Consider the following 21,996-nt stretch of genomic DNA (forward strand, 5'->3'; position numbering starts at 1 on the left):
ATTATATTAGCACAATTCTAAAAAATTGCAAGCTTTTATTTTGTTAATTTCTAAATAAAGTTGATCCCATCATGTCTTATATTGTGAGATTTATGATTAGTATTAATATTAAGTTGATATTAAATTTATAATATGCTTTAATATGATCCATTAATACCATGTTGATTTGGAGGTAAATTTATGAACCAACCAGTAAAAGTTTTTTTGACTTCTTCAGCTTTCTTACTTGCCTTAAGCCTTACCGGCTGCTCAAAATCAAATAATACTGAAGTTGCCCAATATGGAAAGAATAAAAAAGTTACCCAAGAAGAATTTTACAAAGCAATTAAAACTTCTCCTAGTAGTAAGACGATTCTAGCTAATTTATTAATCTATGATGCTTTGAATGAACAATATGGAAAGAAACTCAGTTCTAAAGCAGTTAATCAAGAATATAATAATTACAAAGAACGTTATGGTGATCAATTCGCATCTTTTTTGTCGCAGAATGGTTACACCACTACTTCATTTAGAAGAATGATCAAAATCAATCTTCTTAGTAAGATTGCCTTAAAAGCACAAATCAAACCAACTGATAAACAATTAAAAAAAGAATGGAAGACCTATTCACCTTCTGTTACTGTTCAACATATTCTAACTACTGATAAAAATACAGCCAACACGGTAATTCAAAAGTTAAACAATGGCACAAGCTTTGCAAGTTTAGCCCAAAAGTATTCAGTCGACAGCTCTTCTAGTAGCAATGGCGGAAAAATTGCAGCATTCAATAAGGACAATAAACAACTAGATTCTAGTTTCAAAGACACTGCTTATAAATTAAAAAATGGTGAATATACAACTACTCCAGTTAAAACTACTAACGGGTATGAAATCATTAAGATGATTAAACATCCAGCTAAAGGGAACTTCGAAGAAAACAAACAAGATTTAATCAATAACCTTTATGACAAATGGGCTGCCAACTCAACTGTTATGAAAAACGTCATTAGCCAGACGCTTAAAGATCAGAAGGTTCAAATCAAAGATAAAGATCTAGAATCCGCACTTGATCAATACAAAGGATCAACTAAATCCGCAATAAATTAACATAAAAGACCTAGTACCAATTACGGTATTAGGCCTTTTTGATTGCTAATTTTTACTTAGTGTCTACTTATTTTTCTTGTTCCCTGCAGTGACTTTGACAAGCACATTGCTTATCATTAACCATTGGGCAATGGCAGATGCCATCTTTCCCAGCACAAGGACATCCTTTTTGACACTTCATGCCATTGTGACAATATTCGTTGGTCATTTTTATCACCTCCTGCTGTCAGGGCGCCTTTTCAGCTTTACATAATTATCATTATTTCATCAAAAATTATTTAACTTTTACAACTTATAAACTTTCAAATAGTCTTCTAATATTCCGTGCCATTAAATTACGCCGCTCAATTAGAAATTGATTGTATTGATGAAAATCAAACTTATTCAAATCCGCAGGAATCGCATTTGCTTGATCATTTTCAACGGAATAGTATTTAGTAGCTTCAACATCTTCCATATAATCTTTAGGAGCACGATCACCTATTTGTAAATTTCTCGGTTGCGTTATCCAAACATAATTAGCTACTTGGTTATATTCACTTTGTTTAAACCCATTTTTACGTAAATAAGCTTTTGGAAAAATATGATGTATATTCCCCTGTTCCTTAATTGTATCTACAGTAAACTTATCTTTTTCAAGCCAAGCATGGGCTTTAGCATGAATTTGTGACATTTGAAAAATTCGCCAATTAGTTAATTGTGTTGTCTGGGCAACTAAATTCTCAGGCAAGGTCAAGGTCCAAAATTCTTCTGTTAAATTTTGAGCAATTGTTTCTTTAAAGAATTCTACCAAATGATTCTTTTCGTTATTTTCCGATATTAATCGTAGATCCTTATCAAACCCAGTCTCTGGACTTGATCCATATCGTTTAGTTAAAGCTGTCATCAAGATCCATTGTTTTATAAATTTTTCAATCTCATCATTACTAAAATTGGTATTCTTCTTCAAAAACAAATACAGAATATAACCAAAATTAGTATACGAATCTGGTAACTTAGCGAAACTCCTATCAATAATACCCAAACTTTCAAGTAAGAGAATATAGCGACTAAAGTTACTTTCATTCAATGCATATTGAACCGCTTTATCAAACTTTTCATATGATTCTGCCATTGCTTCTTCAGTATAAGTTTGTTTTTCAAAATCACGCCCTGATACTAAACTGACTAACTGTGAAAGTCGGCCACGTAAAAAACCAATTCCTAAGAAAATATGAAGCAAGTCACCAAAATCAGGTTGAAAAATCCTTACGTTTTTCTTCTCAGCCCATGCAATATGCTGATAGTAATCAGAATTTGCAAATGTTGGATCCATTTTTTTAATGTTGTCTGCTAATGCACTATTACCAAAGATTTGAATGAAGTATTCAATTTCTTTTCTAAGTTCATTGCCATGATGAGCTGTATCAGATGATAATCGGGACATAGCAAAATCAGCTGATGACAATCTTGTACCATTTTGATTAATTCGATTGAAAATATCTGTTACTTGATTAATTGGTAATGTGCTATCTAATTTGATAACTCCAATTTCACATTGCGAGATCGATTTTAATTTTTGAATTATTTCATCTAGCTGATCTTCAGCGACTCCTAATCTTTCACTATTTTCTCCAACGTAATGATATGAACTAAAATCTTTTTGATTAAAAATTGAAATATCAGAAATCCATTTAGGATCTTTCGCAATTGCTGCACTTTTGGTTGCAAATTCTTCAGTTGTTGGATTAAAGGCAATGTAAATACGTTTTTTTGAATACTTATCATCAACAACTTGATTGCCTTCAAGAGCTGCACTTAAAGCAGTAATTCTCTGCTGACCATCAATAATAATCTCTTTATTTTGCCCTTTTCCTCCAAATTTTAAATCTGCATCTGGATTCTGCCAAGTTACAATAAATCCAATTGGATATCCTCGATAAAGCGAATCAATTAAATCTCTGACTTGCTTCAGCTTCCAGACAAAAGGACGTTGCATTTCAGGTAAGCCAATTTCTCCACTTCGAATCCAACCTAATATGTTCCCAATATTTGCATGATCAACACTATAACGTTTATCTGTCATAATTTTTCTTCCTATTCTTGCTCATCTAAAGGAGAAATCTCATCTTCATAAAACTTTTTGAGCCCTTCACGAACGTTCTTTTTCCATTGCAACATATTCAGCTCAGTATCTGGATGCAACTGCCGGAAGTTCTTAAACACACTAAATGATAGCAAAGTATTAATCCCTGTTTGCTGTCTATCTTCATTCGGATCATAATGACGAATTACAAACTTTAAGTCATCAATATTTAATCCATTATCATTAGCAAAGTTCTTAATTAAGTCCTCCCTTGCATCATCAATCATCCCTTGTAGAAGCTCATTGACCTGTTTGTTTCTAAATTTTTCAGGATCAAACTTAATTTCAAACCAAAGATTTTGCATGATATCAGCCAATGCTTTATTATTTTCACTTAGATTCTTGATATAGTCATCAATTTCTTTAACTTCAGCTTCAGTTCTCTGAGTTCCTATCTCAGTATCTGAAGGAATATAAGCCTGAATCAATTGAACAATATAAGCGTAATTAATTTCCTGTCTTCCAGTATTTTCTAATTCATATTCTGGATCAAATTGATCATCTGCATCCTGTCCATCTCCATCATTACCACCAGTTGCTTCCCTAACTTGCTCTTTCACTACTTCATAGGTAGCACGCGTGTCTTCGATAAACGAAGTGTTCAAGCCATAATCTTTTTCAAGATCAATATCACTAAACTCGTTATAAGTCTTAATTGCACCTAAGCTTTTATCAAATTCTTGATATTCTTTCAAAAAGCGCTTTTGTTGCTCTAATGGTGCCTCCGCAATTGGTATACCTTGATGATTATCATATTTAATAATTTGTTTTTCAGCCTTTTTAAATTTAATAATTGATTCATCCCAAGTTGGAGCTAGAATCTCACTACTTCCGCCTTCTGTGTAAAGCGCTATGGCAGCATTGATATCAGCTTCAAATTTCTTAGGATACTGATACGTCACTACTTGACCATATTTTTTATCCTTATCGAAAATTCGATTAGTTCTAGAGAATGCTTGAATCAAGTCCTTGTATGACATCGGTGGTCGATCAATAAATAAAGTGGACAAACATGGTGCATCAAAGCCGGTTAGTAAACGATCAACTACGATCACAATATCTAATTGTTGTACTCTCGGCTTAAATTCAGCTTTTTTGCGAGCAAGACGATCATTGACATTAGTATTGTAAGCAGCTAATTCCTCCATTGAATAATGTGTATCAAACATATTATTATAATCTTCAATGGATCGTTTCATTTCTTTTTGATTAGCTTCATCTCCATCGCCATTTTCACCAACTGAATAAGTAATCGCTACTTTAGGAAAATCAGGTAACACCTTTTTAATATATGAAGGAATCTGAATATCTGGATCAGTTCCATTAATCACATCCCTAAAAATACGGTAATACTTCTGAGCTTGCTTAATAGAACTAGTTGTAAAAATTGCATCATAGGAGTAACCACGACTGTTCTTGTTGTAGATACCTAGCTTACGATAAGAGTTTTCGATAACTCGCTTGACCACAGCTTTCATATGAGAAAGAGATAAATATTCCTTCTTTCTTGCATCTATATCAGATTCATCCGTATTGACAGAATTACTTCCTTCTTCTTCAACTTGGAAGCCCAAGACAGCCTTATCTCTAATGGCATCTTTAATTGTATATTTATGTAAGCATTTACCGTACTGCTGTTCCGTAGTACGAGCATTCCTCCCCTTAGCTTCTCTAGCATTTTCATCAAATATTGGGGTACCAGTAAAACCATACCACAAAGGATGTTTAGCAAAGAAAGCATCAATTTCATTCTTCTGATCTGGGGAAACTGCTCGGTGACATTCATCAACGATGAAAGCTAGTTTTACATTCTTTAATTTCTTATATAAACGCTTTTGCTCTTGATCTTGCTTGATTCGTTTGAATAAAGCTTGCATCTTTTGACGAGTAGTAACAACTACTTTCTTGTCTGATGATGTTAGTTTTCTAGCTAAGACATAACTGTTTTCCGTACTTTCAACTTCAATTGAATCATTCTGAGCATAAGTTTCAAAGGCTTGCGAAGTCTGAGTATCAAGATCATTACGATCAATTAAGAAAACCGTTTTTTCAATTGATGGAATCTTAAGTAAATTATGAGCAACTTTATACGAAGTTAACGTCTTACCTGAACCTGTAGTATGCCAAACAAAACCAGAATATGGTTCCTCTCTTTTTTCTTTACCATCTATTATTTTTATTCCTAACGAAGCACGTTCAATTGCCTGAATAGCGTGAATCTGATAGGGACGAAGCACAATGATACTATGTTGAATGCTATCTAAGACAATGTAATCAGCCACCATATGATGAGCTGCTGGAATAGACAATACTTCTCTAGCAAAATCTAAGTAATTCTGAACTGGCTTATTATTCTTATCTACCCAAGTAGTTAAGAACTTTTCTCTTAATTGCTGACCTGCCGCAATATATTGAGTGTAGCTTCCATTAGAAACAACAAACATTTGAATCGTTGAAAAAATCCCATTGAACATCTGCTCATCAATATATTTTTGGATTTGATTAAATGCTTCCTTAGGTGAATGTGCCCTATTCTTCAATTCGATATGAATCATTGGCAAGCCATTGATTAAAAGAGTAACATCCCCACGACGATTACGGTCAATTTCTCTACGCTTATGGAATTGAATTTGATGAACAACTTCATACGTTGAGTTACCACCAGCAATATCATTATTATTAATTACTAAAAAGTCTGCAGTACCTAACTTAGTATTATCTCGTTGAATTGCTAGTCTAATCTGTCCATTAACGCCAGCTAACCATTCTGCTGCTTTGTAAAAAGTTGGCTGAATAATTTTTGACTTGATTACTGCTTTTTCATTATCAGTCAGTGGGACATCCTTCAGAACATCCTTATTACTTCGTGACAAAATTTTAAAGAGGTTATCCCAAAGATCATCTTCGTTTTTTAAATCTTCACGAAGTGTCCACTTTGAATCTTTACGTGTAAGTTGATTAATTAATTTTTCTTCAATTACTGCTTCTTGTTCCACGAATTCGATACTCCTTATATTTGTGTACTTATATTGATAATTATCTCATTTTACGATTAGTTTGTGGGAAATTTTTCGTGTTTTTTCGTTTGGGAGCAACATAAATTGGGAGACTGCTTAACTGTAAATTCTGGTAAAGACTATAAATCTCTTAACCGGGGAAACATACCAGTTTATGGTACCGGGGGGTACATGTTATCAGTTGATAAAACATTAAGTAAAAAAGATGCTATTGGAATTGGAAGAAAAGGAACCATTGATCACCCTCAGTTACTTAAAAGCACCATTTTGGACTGTAGATACACTGTTTTGGAATGTCCCTAAAAATAGTTATGACATATATTTTCTTTATTCTGTATTTCAAAAAATAGAATGGAAAAAATATGATGAATCAACTGGTTTACCTAGTTTATCTAAAACAACAATAAATAATATCAAAGTAAATACTACTTCATACAATGAACAAAATAAAATAGGACAAATTATTAAACTAATTGATCACGCTAAATTCCTTCAGCAACGAAAATTAAAAAAATCAAACTATTGAAAAGGGCTATGCTTCAGAATTTATTTACTTGTAAAAGCTTTCCTAAAGTGAGATTTAAAGGATTCTTAAATGCTTGGGAGCAGCGTAAGTTGGGAGATGTAGCAATTTTTTTTAACGGAAGAGCTTTTAGACAAAATGAATTACTAGAAAATGGAAAGTATAAAGTCCTTCGTGTAGGAAATTTTTATACCAATAATTCATGGTATTATTCTAATTTGGAGCTAGACAATAAATATTATATTAACAAAGGAGACCTAATATATACTTGGTCAGCAAGTTTTGGTCCACACATCTGGAATGGAGAAAAAGTTATTTATCATTACCATATTTGGAAAATTCAACCTTCACAATTTATTGATAAAAATTTTTTAATGCAAGTACTAGAAAATGATAAAAATAAACTTATAGCAAATGTAAATGGCTCGACTATGGTTCATATTACTAAAAATGATATGGAAAATAAAAAGATTTTTTTACCAAATAAACGGGAACAGTACAATATTGGAAAGATATTAGCTATAATAGATCAAAGTATTTCTCTTCAGCAGCAGAAAGTAAAAGAATTACAACAAACTAAAGAATTTCTACTCCAAAACATGTTCATATAAAAAAGGCATCAAAGGTGATGCCTTTTACTCTATCTTAACTGAGATAAATGATGCAGAATTTTGTCATTATCTTTGTTTTCAAGTTCCTTGATAATATGAATATACGTCTCCTGAGTAGTTGTGGTATTACTATGTCCCAATCTTTTTGCCACACTTGCAATTGATACACCTTCATAAAGTAACAAGGATGCATGAGTGTGTCTTAAGCCATGAATTGATATCTGAGGTATATCAAGTTCTTTACAATATTTGCCTAACTTCTGATTAAGAGTAGAATTATAAACTCGTTGATCTTCCTCGAAGAAAATAGGCTTTTTAGCTTTCTTTTGATTAATCAAGTTCTGGAATTGCTGCATCAATTGCCAATCAACCATAACCAATCTATTAGATGATGGATTCTTGGTAGGTTGAAAGTTACCAATTTTTTCTTTGTAATTCCAAGATTTATTGATATTTAAACTTTGCTTTTCAAAGTCAAAATCTTCTGGAGTCAATGCTAAGGCTTCTGCAAATCTGAGACCTGTTTTTGCTATTAATAAAAAGAACCAATCCCAGTTTAGATCCTGACCTAGATTTAATGATCTTAGCAAAGTCTGTAATTCATACAAATTTAAAAATTTCAACTTCTTGTCACTAGGATCGCATCCTTTGATAATTGCCCTTCTAGTCGGATCTGTCTTTAACAGGCCATCGTCAACTGCGTCGAATAAACTTGCTTTCAAATGATGATGAAAGTCTAGTGTCGTAGTTTTCTCATGATCTTGAGCATATTTGTTCAAGATCCCTTGATAATTTCGACGATTTAACTCGTTCATGTGCAAGTCTGGTGCTAATTCTTTCAGCTTACGTTGTACTAGATAATATTTATTCAGCGTTACTGGACGCACTGCATTATCTTTGTACAAGTGAATCCATTCCAGGTAATACTTGTAAAACAACTTCTTACTATACTTCTGTGACATATAAAAACCTCCTTAAATTTAGTCACTAAAATTATTGTTTAAGAAGGTTTATCATTTATGCAAGATTAGATAAAAATATTTTGAAGTAAAAATTTTTTTAGTTTAACTAAGAAAACTACCTTTTTTTTATAATTTTTTATTTCTGAATCATATCTATCAAGCAATGATGCAATATTTTTTTGTTGTTGAATGTTAGGAACAGGTATTTTCATTGTTAATAAATCCTTAGGTACAATTCTTTTTTGACTATTTGAAGAGCCTGTTGATAATGAAATTGCTTTATAAAGTACATAATCTGTGTTAAGCGCGTAATATAGATAATCTTGATAGATTGTTTGAGCTTTCAGGGGTATAAATTCAGCTGAGCTAACTGAATTTTGCGGAACTTTTTTAATATTCCAAATACGCTTTTTTCTAACATTCAATTTATTAAAAAGAATTACAGGCTCATTAATTTTCAGTCGAGTGCTATGCATAGCTACACCATATACTTTATTCGGTTTTTTATTAGAATCATAAGCTGGCATACTGTACTCCATATATAATGTTTTAGGAGTGTTTTGAGGGTCTATTGAGCATTTTGAAATACTTATTAATTCAGATAATTTTATTTTATCTTTAGTTTGAAAGTTGATAAGACTATTAAGCAAAGTTTTCTCTATCTTTGATAGAATTTTGATTTTTCGTTGCTGAAGAAATTGTAATTTTGTGATTTGATTCAAAAGATCTACGATCTTCCTTCCTTTGTTCTATGTTTGACGGAAAGCAAATTTTTGTATTAGAGACAATAGAACGATTTAAGTTTACTTGACTTCCTGGTTGACCATATTTTTTCCAAATCGGTCTAAAATTTTGTAACCAAAAGAACCCAAAATCAATATTAAGCTTTAAATTCTCAAAAATAATAAAGCCGTCATGAACACCGGTTGGTACATAGTTAATTACTGGATAGCCTACAGATGCTGCTATGCTTAAAAGTAAATGCGGTGTTGTTACTACTCTAGTTTTTTGTTGTCCTAACTTCGAAATATGTTGTTCTAAATGATAAATTTTTCCCTTTTGAGAAGTGACATCAGATATTCTTAACCACCCAATATTTGATTCGGAATCAAACCATTTAGGATTATTTATAGGTCGCGGTGAAGCTCCACGTACTATTTGTGCTACTTCACCCAGCTTTCTTTGCTCCCAAACGTCAGTGAAGCCTTTAAAACGTAGTACTGGTGCTTTTCTTTGCTTCCAATCAGTCATGTAACTCTCCTTCTAGTTCCTTGATAATTGCATCTAATCCACTCATTACATCCTGATCATCTGAAGTTAATTCCTTCAGCATTCCTACTAATTCTTTCTGATTCTTTTCAATTTCTACATTTGTTTCATGCAAATCAGAAGCAACTTTTTTCAAATCAACTGGAGGCTCAGGAACAAATGTATCAACGTAACGAGGAATATTTAAATTGAAATCATTTTCTTCGATTTCATCATATTTAGCTAAATGAGCATAACGTTTAACTTCCTCACGCTTTTCATAAGTTTCAAGAATCTTCTGAATGTCTTCCTCTCTTAATTCATTCTGATTCTTTTTCTTTTCAAAACCCTTGGATGCATCAATAAACATCACACTTCTGTCTTCCTTGTCCTTCTTTAATACAAGAATTACTGTAGGAATACTAGTGTTGTAAAACAAATTAGCTGGAAGCCCGATTACAGCATCAATTGAACCATCTTCAAGTAACTTTTTACGAATCTTTCCTTCCGCGGCACCACGGAATAGAACGCCATGAGGAAGAACAATTGCCATAGTACCGGTATTCTTCAAATGATAAAATCCATGAAGTAAGAATGCATAATCGGCCTTAGATTTAGGTGGTAATACACCGTAAGGACTAAATCTTGGATCTTGCAAAAATCCTTTATTTGCAGGCCATTTAAGTGAATATGGTGGGTTCATAACTACCGCATCAAACATAGTTCGAGAAATAGGTGGCCAATCGGCACTTAAAGTATTACCTCGACGTAAATGCTGATTTCCAAAATCTACGCCATGAAGAATCATATTCATCTTGGCTAATCTATGAGTTGAGAAATTAATTTCTTGTCCAAAATAAATAACCTGTTCCGGTTTACCACCAAAATTTTTGATAAACTTGCCAAAGTTCAATAATAGAGAGCCTGATCCCATTGCTGGATCATATACAACTAAGCCATCTGGATATTCTTTGCCTAATAAAGAAAGTTTCGTTAATAATTCGGAAACTTTTTGTGGGGTATAAAATTCACCTGATTTTTTTCCAGTTTCAGATGCAAACTGTCTAATCAGATATTCATATGCATCGCCTAAAGTATCACTACTAGTTTTCACAATTTCTAAATTTCCTATTGCTTTCATTACATTTGCAATAGTATCTGCTTGTTGTTGAGCATTATCACCCAATACACGTGAATAAAGATCAACATCATCAAATAGTCCTCGAAAATTATCACTAGTACTCTCAATATCATTAAAAGCATCAGCCAAATCAGAAATCTGAAAAGTATTAATTTTATTATCTTTTCTAGCAGTTCAATTTATTTCATTCAATATATACGTAAACGTATGATACCTACCAATTGAATACGTAAAAGTTCGCTTTAATTCCTTTTGAAGTTCTTTATCATCATAATTATCTTCATATAATTTTTGATTTTCTTCTAAATTTGCATTAGGATCACCAATTAATTCTCCTACATAGTACAACATCTTATCCGAAAGATATTTGTAAAAGACAATTCCTAATAAATAGTTCTTATATTCATTAGCGTCCATCTTTCCGCGCAGAGCATCTGCCGCACTATATAGTGCTGTTTCAAGTTCTTTTTTCGTCTTAATTTCTGTCATTTCAAATCCTTCTAATTTTCGTTGTTAACCAACGTTTATTCATTCAATATTTTAACAAACAATTCGCAAAAAAATAAATACACTCGTCATTGAGTGTATTTATCCTATTAAATCCCTAAAATCTGCTTTATCTTCATTTCAATAACTTTACTATAATTTTCTGCCGTCTAATAAACAAACCCAATTACTGATTTATCAATGCTAGAAATGTCGACATAATATACACCGTTGTTCCTAGCATTAAAAATCATCAGCCGATCAATCTGCTCATCATTAACATGATTATAAAAGCCTAACGCATAATACAATAGAAGCTGTCTTACCCAGTACATCTGCATCTTTTGTGAAGTTGACACCTTCAAATCAACTAAAGTGCTACTTAGGAGATAATCACCATCTCCTACTAAGCAACCATTCTTCGTATATGCAGTAAACGCGTCTTTGGTTGGCCAGCCATATTCTTCAAAGAATTGTTCGACTCTATTGATCATCGTCCTAATATGATTAATCGTCAGCTTATCAGGATATTCTTTCGGTGCAATATATTTACCACTGCGATAAGCAACTTCCCAAGCACAAATATCAGTTGCTAATATAATTGCATCATCTGGTAAATCTTCAATATCGGATAAATTAACAACCATTTTTGCCAGTTTGTTTTCTTCAGCAAACAGTTTCTTCACCTGATTAATCGAAGCTACATGGCTTTGAAAATCTTCCCTTGCTTTAATATTTGCAACATCAAAGGCATGTTCATCTGCAAGCACAACATATCGAGTAAGATAATCAACTATTGTCCCTACTTCACTAGGACTAATCGTTTCTTCATCTTTTGTGATAAATGCATCCCTACTAAGTGATTTAACTACAAAGTCCTTACTCCCAATAATCTTGACTTTTGGTAAAAACTTGGCTTGTTGAGCAAATTTGGAAATCTGTGTTGTTAGCTTCATTTGTGTTTAGTCTATTTACAAGAAAACTTATATTTTCTAATCCTTCTCAAAATAATAATCATCAAGAGCATAAGTAGTAACAGGCTTAATGTGCAACTGGTACTTTTCAACTAGATCCGTTAGTTCCTGTCCATCAATTAACGTAACTGTTCTATTGCCCTGAGCCGCAATCTCTTTAGCAGTATCTGTGTAATAACTGGTAGTCACAAAAATACCATATTCAGCATTAAAGCTGTCCATTGTGCCTTTAAAATCACGAATCTCAGACTCTCCAACTGTACCAGAAGTGTACCTCTTACATTGAATTGCAACTCGACTAGTTCTAAATTCATCTGATCTAAAATAGCCAAATCCGTCGATACCATGGTCCCCAGATAATTGAACACCCTTTATCTTATCGATCGACACACCCATTTTAGAAATTAACAAACGAGAAAAGCTTTCAAATTTAGCTGGTGAGAACTTTTTAATTTGATCTAAAAGTTGAGTCTTCCAATCATTATCCGCAGAGTCTTGCTCATCATCTGAATCAACTGCCTCTTCTTTACCTTCATCAGCTACTTTTTTCGCCTTATTTCTTTCTGCACGTAATGCATTCTTTTTATTCCAATAAGCTGCTATTGCCTTTTGTTGTTCTTCCGTTGGGTAATTAGTTAAATCTACAGATCTACCAAGATCCGTTAAAGTAACATCTTGATTACGCTTTAATTCTTCTACGTAACCAACGGATTGAAGATTTTTTAAGCCAAAATTAAAATCGAACAAAAATGGAGAATATTTTCCATTTCTGGTGTGTTTAGTGTAATATACTCCCTCATAAGTTAACCCATCATATTCATTCTCAGCTATAGTACGACGGATTTTTTTCTTGAAGCTGAACCACCTAAATCTCTTAATGCCATTATAATTGCTTTTTCAACGCTCCGTCTTTTATATTTAGCCATACTAAAATTCTCCCGAAAATTTTTATAATTACATTCAAAACAAAAGACGGTCATTTGGCCGTCCTTATCAGACATAATCCAACATTATGGACAACATAACATTTCATCCTAATTATATTGTATCACTATCAGATTAAGATATGTCTCCTTTTAATCTAGTTCTCTATCCTCAACTTTTTCAATAAACTTCGTAATTGCATTAAAGTAATCTTTTTGATCATCAAAAATTGAGAAGTGACTGCCATTAGGACAAATATGCGATTCACCATTAGGCAATCGTTTAGCAACAGCTTTAATTTCTTCAGGATTCATACTGTCATACTTTGCGCCTAAAACTAAAGTAGGTACAGTAATTTTCTTTAGCCGATCTCGAATAGTCCAGTTCCTACATAAACCAGTTATATTAAATTCGGTTGGTCCTTGTAAAGTAACATAAACTTGTTCATTCAAATGATCAAAAGTACGTTGTACTGCATCTGGCCAAGGATGAATTCGACAAATACAACGATTATATAGTTTCTGCAACAATTCATTATAGTGTGAATCTTCATAATCACCTGTAGCTTCTATCTTCTTCATGTATGCTACATCATCAGAGTCCATCGTCTCACGATATTTGTTAATATATTTTGCATAATCCTGGTAACTATCAACCATATTAGAATCAATAACAGCTTTAGCATGCTTACCATATTGAGAGGCCGCATACTCTAGAGCAAACAGCCCACCAAACGATTGACCATATAAGTAGAATTGTTCAAGATGCCATGCTTTACGTACTTCTTCTATCTCATCTATGAATCTTGGAATATTCCATAAAGTAGGATCATTAGGCTGATCTGAAAAATATGATCCTAACTGATCATAATAAATGATTTCAATTTCAGGATGATTTTTAATATAATCAGAAAATGGCTCTAAATATTCATGAGTCATTCCTGGGCCACCATGGAGTAACAGGATTTTAATTGGTCCCTCGCCTTCCCGTCTGGTCCATACATGATAATTATCTTGCAATGTAACAATTTTAGTTTCTCCGGACATTATTAAGCCTCCTGTGTTTAGCCTTACATGCTTATATTAACACATATTTAAACAACTTTTGATCTACGAGGTTCTTCAAAATCAAAAATAGCATTAAACAAAAAAGCATCCCTAAGCGGAATGCTTCATCTAACTCAAAATTACTTATTCATCATCTTGGTAAACCAAATCTTTAAACTTCTTATGCTTATATTGCTGAGCAAGTTGCGGAGTTTTCCAAGCAACACAGTTAGTCCAAAGACCGGCACCATAAGCGACTACCAATACAGGTTGCTCGTTTTCAGTATGAATACCATAGAAAACGCCATCGCCAGCACCTTGCATCCAGCCCATGACATTCATATATTTAATACCACGGCGATTCCAAAAGCTAACTCTTCCCCAATTTTTCGTAGCCTTTAGATAAGACTTAGATTTCGCATATTTTTCAATATAATCATCATCGGTATTGTCATTAATTTTATGCAGTTCTGTTACGTCATTTCCATACATAATTTGATGCTGAGTGATCTTAGTAACATCTAATTTATTATCGTCGGCTGGATAAGTATACCAGGTACCTTGATATTGAGCTGGTATATTAAATAAGCCACCGTCAGCTGGAATATTAGTTTTATGGCTAGTTTTATCATTAGTACTATCGCTTGATTCTGTACGTTGATTAACTATTTTGGCATTTTTAGCAAGATCATTAACAAGCTCATCAGAATCTGACTTATTCAAGTAATTGATCATCTGTCCCATAGTAACAGAAGTCAATTCTTCCTCTTTATCATAAAGATAGTATATGTTTTCACCATTAACTTGCTTTAATGTATAACCATTACCATCACTAACTAGATAGGCTACGCCACTACCATTTTTCATGTAAGAAAAATCTGATTGATTCTCTAAATTTACCCGTAACCCATTAGTTTGAGCTTTCTTTAGGGAGGTACCCCAATCATCTGAATACTTCTTTCCAGCATAAGCAGTGATTACAGCAACTGTCTTTTGTGGACTTAGGTCATTAGCTTTTAAATGTCCGAGCTTAGTCGGCTTGTTCTTGTGTTCAACTAAGCCAGCTGAGATTTTAGATGCTTTATGAGTTACTGTTTTACTATTTTGATTATTAGAACATCCTGCTAGAGCTAAACCTGCTAGTAAAATTAATGCAAATTTACTACCCTTTTTTAAATTCATTTTCTAATCTACTTCTTCATTCAAACTATCCTAATCAGTCGTCAAAGCATTATTGCCGCCGCGGTAAGCAAATTCTCTATTAATGTGGCTGGCTTTTACCCAAGAAATAGGGCCCAAGTCATAAGCGTTTCTACCGCCGCCACCTCTGTAGAATTTGTTGGCTTGGTAAAGCGGATCGTGAACTAAGAATTTATTGCTCTTCTTGCTATAACCGAAGATAGCCTTGCAGTGATTGCGATATTTGGTTACCCAAACTAGGTGATAGATCAAAACTGAAACACTTGAAGAAGTATGATATTCTTTAACCATTAATATTAACTTAGCTCCTTGATACATATCAAATTTTAGCAAATTTAATTATACCATTAAAGAGATAAATTTAAGCAAAAAAGCAGGAGAAAGACCAAATTCATCACCTCATCAATAGATGGGGAGGTATTCTTTGTTCTTTCTCCTAACTGTTTGTTCTCATTGCATAAAATCAATTTTCGCTTGATCAAGCACGGCACTCATTTGTGCAAAAATATTATCAACTACTTCCGGATTAGCGAAATCTAGAACATACTGATTGCGTCCAATAGAAGCTCGCTGATAAGGATGCCGAACCACCCACTCAGGATGTTGGTGCATCTGGTGAAACCATCTCAGGTTCAAACCATAGGCCAAATTGCATCCCCAGCTGATGGATTTTATCGCTGAAATGTCCTAACCCATTGGAAAATTTTTTTTGATTAATACTCCAATTACCCAAGGAGCTATGATCATTATCACGTTGACCAAACCAGCCATCATCCAAGACGAAGCACTCGATACCAACATCTTTAGCCTCATGAGCTAACTTAAGCAATTTTTCCTCATCAAAGTCAAAATACGTTGCTTCCCAATTATTAATGACAATTGGACGTTTTTGATGCAACCACTTAGGAGCTATTATATGCTTTTTAACAAAAGTATGCGTTTCAGTCATTAAGCCATTATAGCCAGCATTGGTATAAAACAGTACTGCTTCTGGTGCTGAAAAAGTAGCCCCACTATCTAACTGCCAACTGAAAAATTGCGGGTTAATTCCTGTCATTAAGCGACTAGTATGCCACTCATCTACTTGAACCTGACTGACAAAATTGCCAGAATATATTAAATTACTTGCGAAGATCTCGCCTTGTTGATTGGTAATATTCTTATCAATCAAAGCAACAAAAGGATTAGCTTGGTGACTTGTTGCACCACGCAATGATTCCACCTTGGTAATCCCCTGCTCTAGAGGACGTCTGCGAAGATGACGCTCCTTAATCCAAGCACCCGATAGCTGCAAAAAATCATAATCAGCATCAGGCAAATCAAGTACAGCACTCTGCATGTTTTCAATTCGATCAATTGCGTTTCAACCGCACCAAACATATTATGCAAACCGGTAATTACGATCAATTGCTGTACGCCTGAGAATGCTGCATAACCAAATACGCCAAGAGTGTTAGCTACCCAAAGAAGTGCAGTCGTAATCCAGTTTGAAAGAGTTACGCCAATTGGTCCCACAACCAAGAACAATGCCAATGATGAAATCAAAATTGTGAGCATTGGAGCCAAAACAAATTGAATGACACCTGGCAAATGCTTTTGGAAGTAATTATCCAACTTAGCAACTAGCCAACCCATGATCAAAGCGACAATAATTTGACCGCCAAAGCTAGTCATGGAAACGTGCCAACCAAAAACATTGGCGATCATTGGCTTAGCCGCATGGGTAGCAACATCTGCCATTACTGGCAATGATTGTGACATCATCACCGTACCAATTGCTAAACCTAAAACTGGCCGACCACCATAACGCTTAGTAGCAGAATATGCAATGATTAATGGAAGCATTGCGAAAATTCCACCGGCACCAATGCCAATAATTTGACTAATACCAGAGATACCTGGGAACATCTTAGTTAAAGCTTCTGGTCCAAAGATTCTTTGAGTTAAGAGATTGTTTAAACCGATTAAAATACCACCGGCTAAAATTGCTGGCAATACTTCGGTGAACACACCGGTTAAGTCATCTAAGAACTCTTGGAACCAATTACGTTTTTTAGTATCTTGATTAGCTTTTTCTGGAGTATCACCTGTATCGTCTTGATTAGACTGCGCAGGGATACCAGTATATTTAACAAAGTAAGCAGTAACGCGGTCAATTAATCCAGGCCCAATAATTAATTGAAGTTGATTACTAGTTGTATTCAAATTTACGCCTTTTACCAGTGGCAAATCAGCTAAGCCATCTGTATTAACTTTAGTTGGATCTTTTAAATTGATGCGTAATCGAGTTGCACAATGAAAAGCTTCAACTGCATTATCCTTACCGCCAATAGCGGGAACGACTGCATCAGCTATTTGCTTAAAGTCTTTCTCTTCGTTTTTACTCATAGTAATTTCCCCTATCTATCAACCATTTGAACTATTCATTCAAATAGTCTTTATTTCTTTAACTGTTTATATCTTATCTTGATGCAATCGCTTTCACAATATTAGATTGTTGATAATGTATGTTAAAATGTTGCATAGGTGATTAAATGAAATATTATCGTTGGGGATTTAATAATCAAGACTATAACGCGCAGTTTTACGTTTCATCGGGTGGATTTGAAAAGCCACATCCTTGCCACAGTTATGGTCCAATGGGACGATCCGGCTATATGATTCACTGCGTTACAGGTGGACACGGAATTTTTAAGAGTAATGGTAAAGTATATCATTTAAAAAAAGGCGATATCTTTTACATTCAGCCACATAAAACGACCTATATGGAAGCAGATGCCGTCGATCCCTGGACCTTTTATTGGGTAAGATTTATCGGCAATTTAGTTCCGCAATATATGAAGCGAATTAACCTTTCTTACCAGAATCCGATTATTAGACAAGAGGATTTGCCTACTGTTTTTCAAGATGTGGTTGATATCGTTGAATATTCTCAGCAAACTGGGCCACGAGATTTTTATTATCAATCAAAGATGTTTAGTATCTTGCATGCTTTGCAGCTCCACTTTCCAAAAGAAAGCACGAAAAATAAAGTGCTTCAGACAACGGATATCTATGATCGTGCTCTACGTTATATTGCAAACAACTATGAAGAGCAAATCAGCGTACATGACTTAGTTGGCTATTTAAATATCGATCGTTCCTACTTATTTCGTATTTTTAAAAAGCACAGTCAAACTAACCCGCAAGAATTCATAACGAATTATCGTTTAGCCAAGGCTAGTGAACTATTAAAGTCAAAAAACAATACAGTCGAATATGTTGCATTATCGTGTGGATTCTTAAGTTATCAAAGTTTCTTTAGGTTTTTTAAAAAGAAATATGGTATCTCTCCTACTCAATATAAGAAAAAGTATTTAAAATAATATAAAAACGATCTGATATCATTTTGACCAGATCGTTTACTTCATCACTAATATTTTACCGGCCAATAACCATGATTTATTGCGTCGGCCTTAAGATCAGAAATTTCCGAAGATTGTTCTTTTACTGGAATTTCATCTTCGTAAATTCGTACTGAGCTTGAAACTTCTCTCCTTTTTGGATGCACTATTTTATCTTTTCTATTTTTAATTTGTTTGCCAATGGCACTCACAATCATTGTAATGATCATTGAAATAACAGTACTGATGACAGTATCTTTAATATATTGCTTCATGAATCCTACACCTCATCTAGAAACTTTTCTTTATTTGATTATAAATCAAATGTACTCTTTCTTTAGTGCATCAGCCCTTCATTTTGCATACCTTATTAGAAATTTAAATTATATGTTGCCAGCATTAAAATTAAGTGATAAATTATCATCAATAATTAAAAATCTTGATAAACAGAGTAGTTGATTTGCTTTTTTTGACAGAGACTTGTTGTTAGGTGAAAAACAAGAAAAAGTCTTCAATGAAGATGGGTTTAGATCGATTGCACTAGTGGTACTTAGCTAGTGACGGGGTTGCGCTCGTTAACAACGCAAACTATTGATTGATAGTTAGTAAGGCTATTTGCATAAGTAAATAGCAAATAAAGGTGGTAACACGAGCATTCGTCCTTTTTTAAGGATGGGTGCTTTTTTATTTTTTAAAAGGAGTTGCTTAAGATGAGAAAAAGACGGTACAAAAACACATTAATCCTTTCATTATTTGCTATATTTATTTTAATCGCGGGTTATTTCAGCTTCTTTTATACTCCAAAAAGCCAAGGACCTCGTGTTATCAAGGTAGGAATTGTGGGAGCAAATAAAGCCGATATTGCTATCTGGAAAAACGTAGCTAAAAAAGTAAAACAAAAGTATCATGTCACTGTTAAAACCGTGAGCTTTGATGGTTATGATCAACCAGACAAGGCACTCAAATCAGGCGATGTTGATCTGAATGCTTTTCAACATTATGCCTTTCTAAACGCATGGAATAAATCCAATCATGGTGGCATTTCTCCGATTGGGCAAACTTATATCGCTGCTATATAAAATGTGGAAAAGCATGGAAGAACATAAAAGAACGGTATTTTCCATGCCTCAAAGGTTTACATTTTTCCCTTTCCATTCTATATTCACCACCGTCAAACACCGGTATTCCGATATTCCAACTAGGGAGTAATCGCATTGACCAGCTATGATGGCATCGTTATCGGCCATAGCCTGACCGTGGATTTTTTTATAATGCTTTGTTTAATTCGGGATGACTGATCAACAGCGTAAGGTTTTTCATGGCATTTACGTCACGATCAACCGTTTTGCCGTAATTAGGGCAAGCTGGATTGTAGCAGATATACTCATTGTGCTTTGTTCCATGCTTCTGATTGCCTTTTAAAGTGATCTTGTCAGCGCCTTTTTTGACCGTGCCACAGACCGCACATCTTTGCGTTGATGGATAGTGCTGATCAGCTAAAATTAGTTCTTTGCCGTACCAAGCGCATTTATAAGCCAGCAGTTGCCTAAATAGTCCGAACATTGATCTTTGCATGCCCTTCGAAGCTACATGACTCATAAGCATTGCCTTAACGTCTAAGCTTTCAATTACAATCTGGTCATATTCATCAGCCATTTTCGTAGTAAACTTATGCATCAAGTCACGCTGAATATTAGTGGCACGCTGGTAGCAGGCTTGAAGCTTGGCTTTCGTCTTCAAGTATTTGTTGCTTTGCGTTCCTTTAATTCTGCCGTTGACTGTCCGCTTTTTAGCTAAACGCTTTTGGTAAAACTTAATTTTAAGATAAAGATGCTTTAGCGAATCAGGCAAAATCAAGCACTGACCATCCTGATAATTGAAGTGGCCGACATTGACATCAATTCCTGCTTCTTTGCCCGTTTTTGCCTTTGATACAGGTGTTTCTAGCTTATACGGCACGCAGGCATAATATTTATCATTAATTCTAACGATGGATACTACGCCAATTTTGCCTGGCAGCGGCTTTTCTGAAAGCTTGATGCCAGTCCAGTCATCCTTATAAGGCGTTTCTCTAGGCATTTCAAGCCAAAGTCGCCCGTCTTTGATTTTGGCTCGATCGGTTTTAAAGCCTTGCCGTGGATTTCTCTTGGAACGGAACTTTGGCTTGCCCCAATCAGGCTGAGCCTGATTAAAGAAGCTTTCCCATGCTTTGCCTAAATCTTGAACCGCCAATTGTAAAGTACGGGCAGAGTAGGCATATTGCCAGTCGTTTTTTTGCTCGATCATTCTGTCGCGCACTAAGCGCCAGTTAGGACTAGGATTCAGGTGCTGATCCCGATGAATTGCTTTCCATTTTTTAGTCTTTTTATCCTGCTTGGGAATAAAAACCGTGGCAACCACTTTATCCAAGATAGTATGAGCCATATATAGGTCTTGCCATAGAGCCAGTGCTTGATTCCAACAATATCTGCGATAGTCGCACCAATCGTCTAAGACCTGCTTCATGGTCTGATTAGGGTATAGCTGGTAGATTCGTGTCTTCACAATCATTTTTGGCTCAGCTCCTTATCCTCGCTAATCTTATGCTTATATTTACGCAAACCATAAAGTCGGCACGAGAATACATGCAAAATGCTTAGAACATCCTGCACTAATTCATCATTAGGCGAGGTTTCTTGGTTGTTCAGCACTACTATTTCAGTGCCATTTTGATTGCACAGCTTCTCAAACCAGTCATAGCCGAAGCGAATAAAACGGTCTTGATAGGTAATGTAGATTGTCTTAATCTTGCCTTGCATTACCTCATCAAGAAGTCTATTCCATTTCTTGCGCTTGTAGTTAAGCCCACTGCCAATATCGGTAATCATTTCATCAAGAATAATGCCTTTTGCATTCGCATATTGGCGGATAAAGTCTTCTTGATCCTTAAGATCACCCTTCTGATTAGCAGTAGAAACTCTTGCATATCCGACTATCTTGCGCTTGTCTTCTTCTGAGCTAGACTGGCCATTAACGTATCTTAAATAATCCTGCTCGGTATAATAGCGCTTGTTTGTAGGCGTGCGGTGCGCTGGAAATATTCCCTTGCGATCCCATTCCTGCAAAGTACGTACTGTAATTCCTAAACGGTCAGCCATCTCTCTAGGTTTAAGCATAGCCATAATCTTCACCTCCACATATTGCCTTTGAGAAAGATTATAGCATATGCTTCTATCTTATTCTACTTATTTCTGCTTTTCATTATATAATAGTTAATCATTCCTTTCTCCT

Annotated in this window: 16 protein-coding genes, 5 pseudogenes and 1 other annotated feature; of the genes and pseudogenes, 5 read left to right on the forward strand and 16 right to left on the reverse strand. The window is 34.5% G+C overall.

All coding sequences use genetic code 11. The features are described 5' to 3' along the window. Positions 1 to 180: 180 nt before the first annotated feature. Complete coding sequence (locus BLP58_RS03955; RefSeq protein WP_013854074.1) at positions 181 to 1,086, forward strand: peptidylprolyl isomerase PrsA; 906 nt, start codon at positions 181 to 183, stop codon at positions 1,084 to 1,086. A gap of 292 nt (positions 1,087 to 1,378) precedes the next feature. On the opposite strand, the gene BLP58_RS03960 is transcribed toward BLP58_RS03955, so the two are convergent. Next, entirely contained in the window at positions 1,379 to 3,151 is a 1,773-nt protein-coding gene (locus BLP58_RS03960) for a DUF262 domain-containing protein (protein WP_013854075.1), read from the reverse strand. 11 nt (positions 3,152 to 3,162) lie between these two features. Beyond that, complete coding sequence (locus tag BLP58_RS03965; protein ID WP_013854076.1) at positions 3,163 to 6,207, reverse strand: type I restriction endonuclease subunit R; 3,045 nt, start codon at positions 6,205 to 6,207, stop codon at positions 3,163 to 3,165. Between the two features lie 238 nt (positions 6,208 to 6,445). Between BLP58_RS03965 and BLP58_RS03970 the strand changes: the two genes are divergently transcribed. Both BLP58_RS03970 and BLP58_RS03975 read left to right on the forward strand, forming a co-directional pair. Then, the gene (locus BLP58_RS03970; RefSeq protein WP_238320836.1) at positions 6,446 to 6,754 is read left to right on the forward strand and encodes a restriction endonuclease subunit S; all 309 of its coding nucleotides are present in this window, start codon (positions 6,446 to 6,448) and stop codon (positions 6,752 to 6,754) included. 47 nt (positions 6,755 to 6,801) lie between these two features. Next, a complete protein-coding gene (locus BLP58_RS03975; protein WP_256330657.1) occupies positions 6,802 to 7,362 on the forward strand; it encodes a restriction endonuclease subunit S in 561 nt (186 codons plus the stop codon). Positions 7,363 to 7,391: 29 nt separating this feature from the next. On the opposite strand, the gene BLP58_RS03980 is transcribed toward BLP58_RS03975, so the two are convergent. From BLP58_RS03980 to BLP58_RS04030, 11 genes and pseudogenes are all read right to left on the reverse strand, one after another. Next, on the reverse strand, positions 7,392 to 8,324 hold the full coding sequence (locus BLP58_RS03980; protein WP_025084335.1) for a site-specific integrase: 933 nt from the start codon (positions 8,322 to 8,324) through the stop codon (positions 7,392 to 7,394). 65 nt (positions 8,325 to 8,389) lie between these two features. Further along, positions 8,390 to 9,046, reverse strand: a complete 657-nt coding sequence (locus BLP58_RS03985; RefSeq protein ID WP_176752294.1) for a restriction endonuclease subunit S — start codon at positions 9,044 to 9,046, stop codon at positions 8,390 to 8,392. After that, a complete protein-coding gene (locus tag BLP58_RS03990) occupies positions 8,967 to 9,575 on the reverse strand; it encodes a restriction endonuclease subunit S (protein WP_074484244.1) in 609 nt (202 codons plus the stop codon). The genes BLP58_RS03985 and BLP58_RS03990 overlap by 80 nt, the downstream gene beginning before the upstream one ends. Then, positions 9,568 to 11,202: pseudogene (locus tag BLP58_RS03995) on the reverse strand (type I restriction-modification system subunit M). Before BLP58_RS03995 ends, BLP58_RS03990 begins: the two are co-directional and overlap by 8 nt. A 167-nt stretch (positions 11,203 to 11,369) precedes the next feature. Beyond that, positions 11,370 to 12,155, reverse strand: a complete 786-nt coding sequence (locus BLP58_RS04000; protein ID WP_013854080.1) for a hypothetical protein — start codon at positions 12,153 to 12,155, stop codon at positions 11,370 to 11,372. 36 nt (positions 12,156 to 12,191) lie between these two features. Next, positions 12,192 to 13,099: pseudogene (locus tag BLP58_RS04005) on the reverse strand (restriction endonuclease). 150 nt (positions 13,100 to 13,249) lie between these two features. Then, a complete protein-coding gene (locus BLP58_RS04010; RefSeq protein ID WP_013854082.1) occupies positions 13,250 to 14,143 on the reverse strand; it encodes a proline iminopeptidase-family hydrolase in 894 nt (297 codons plus the stop codon). 144 nt (positions 14,144 to 14,287) lie between these two features. Beyond that, positions 14,288 to 15,325 carry a hypothetical protein gene (locus BLP58_RS04015; RefSeq protein ID WP_013854083.1) on the reverse strand — a complete coding sequence of 346 codons (1,038 nt, stop codon included), beginning with the start codon at positions 15,323 to 15,325 and terminating at the stop codon, positions 14,288 to 14,290. 231 nt (positions 15,326 to 15,556) lie between these two features. Further along, positions 15,557 to 15,661 (reverse strand): annotated as a pseudogene (locus BLP58_RS12730) (IS200/IS605 family transposase); the annotation flags it as partial. A 132-nt stretch (positions 15,662 to 15,793) separates the two neighbouring features. Next, positions 15,794 to 16,682 (reverse strand): annotated as a pseudogene (locus BLP58_RS04025) (alpha-galactosidase). An 11-nt stretch (positions 16,683 to 16,693) separates the two neighbouring features. Further along, positions 16,694 to 17,731: pseudogene (locus tag BLP58_RS04030) on the reverse strand (PTS transporter subunit EIIC); the annotation flags it as partial. A 146-nt stretch (positions 17,732 to 17,877) separates the two neighbouring features. Here BLP58_RS04030 and BLP58_RS04035 point away from each other — a divergent pair. After that, a complete protein-coding gene (locus BLP58_RS04035) occupies positions 17,878 to 18,708 on the forward strand; it encodes an AraC family transcriptional regulator (RefSeq protein ID WP_013854086.1) in 831 nt (276 codons plus the stop codon). A gap of 47 nt (positions 18,709 to 18,755) precedes the next feature. On the opposite strand, the gene BLP58_RS04040 is transcribed toward BLP58_RS04035, so the two are convergent. Continuing rightward, complete coding sequence (locus BLP58_RS04040; protein ID WP_013854087.1) at positions 18,756 to 19,001, reverse strand: hypothetical protein; 246 nt, start codon at positions 18,999 to 19,001, stop codon at positions 18,756 to 18,758. Positions 19,002 to 19,156: 155 nt separating this feature from the next. Further along, positions 19,157 to 19,393, forward strand: a binding site (T-box leader). A 43-nt stretch (positions 19,394 to 19,436) separates the two neighbouring features. Here BLP58_RS04040 and BLP58_RS04045 point away from each other — a divergent pair. Next, on the forward strand, positions 19,437 to 19,805 hold the full coding sequence (locus tag BLP58_RS04045; protein WP_013854088.1) for a MetQ/NlpA family ABC transporter substrate-binding protein: 369 nt from the start codon (positions 19,437 to 19,439) through the stop codon (positions 19,803 to 19,805). 187 nt (positions 19,806 to 19,992) lie between these two features. Here the strand turns inward: BLP58_RS04045 and BLP58_RS04050 are convergent, their stop codons facing one another. Beyond that, entirely contained in the window at positions 19,993 to 21,276 is a 1,284-nt protein-coding gene (locus tag BLP58_RS04050; protein ID WP_013854089.1) for an RNA-guided endonuclease InsQ/TnpB family protein, read from the reverse strand. Beyond that, on the reverse strand, positions 21,273 to 21,887 hold the full coding sequence (locus BLP58_RS04055) for an IS607 family transposase (protein WP_013854090.1): 615 nt from the start codon (positions 21,885 to 21,887) through the stop codon (positions 21,273 to 21,275). Before BLP58_RS04055 ends, BLP58_RS04050 begins: the two co-directional genes overlap by 4 nt. Positions 21,888 to 21,996: the final 109 nt, after the last annotated feature.

This window comes from Lactobacillus kefiranofaciens, from assembly GCF_900103655.1.
Taxonomy (GTDB): Bacteria; Bacillota; Bacilli; order Lactobacillales; family Lactobacillaceae; genus Lactobacillus; species Lactobacillus kefiranofaciens.

Excerpts from the sequence above, each read along its gene's own strand:
- BLP58_RS04050 (WP_013854089.1), bottom strand. The coding sequence starts at position 21,276 with ATGATTGTGAAGACACGAATCTACCAGCTATACCCTAATCAGACCATG.
- BLP58_RS04010 (WP_013854082.1), bottom strand. The coding sequence starts at position 14,143 with ATGTCCGGAGAAACTAAAATTGTTACATTGCAAGATAATTATCATGTA.
- BLP58_RS04015 (WP_013854083.1), bottom strand. The coding sequence starts at position 15,325 with ATGAATTTAAAAAAGGGTAGTAAATTTGCATTAATTTTACTAGCAGGT.
- BLP58_RS03960 (WP_013854075.1), bottom strand. The coding sequence starts at position 3,151 with ATGACAGATAAACGTTATAGTGTTGATCATGCAAATATTGGGAACATA.
- BLP58_RS04040 (WP_013854087.1), bottom strand. The coding sequence starts at position 19,001 with ATGAAGCAATATATTAAAGATACTGTCATCAGTACTGTTATTTCAATG.
- BLP58_RS04055 (WP_013854090.1), bottom strand. The coding sequence starts at position 21,887 with ATGGCTATGCTTAAACCTAGAGAGATGGCTGACCGTTTAGGAATTACA.
- BLP58_RS04045 (WP_013854088.1), top strand. The coding sequence starts at position 19,437 with ATGAGAAAAAGACGGTACAAAAACACATTAATCCTTTCATTATTTGCT.
- BLP58_RS04035 (WP_013854086.1), top strand. The coding sequence starts at position 17,878 with ATGAAATATTATCGTTGGGGATTTAATAATCAAGACTATAACGCGCAG.
- BLP58_RS03955 (WP_013854074.1), top strand. The coding sequence starts at position 181 with ATGAACCAACCAGTAAAAGTTTTTTTGACTTCTTCAGCTTTCTTACTT.
- BLP58_RS04000 (WP_013854080.1), bottom strand. The coding sequence starts at position 12,155 with ATGAAGCTAACAACACAGATTTCCAAATTTGCTCAACAAGCCAAGTTT.
- BLP58_RS03990 (WP_074484244.1), bottom strand. The coding sequence starts at position 9,575 with ATGACTGATTGGAAGCAAAGAAAAGCACCAGTACTACGTTTTAAAGGC.
- BLP58_RS03980 (WP_025084335.1), bottom strand. The coding sequence starts at position 8,324 with ATGTCACAGAAGTATAGTAAGAAGTTGTTTTACAAGTATTACCTGGAA.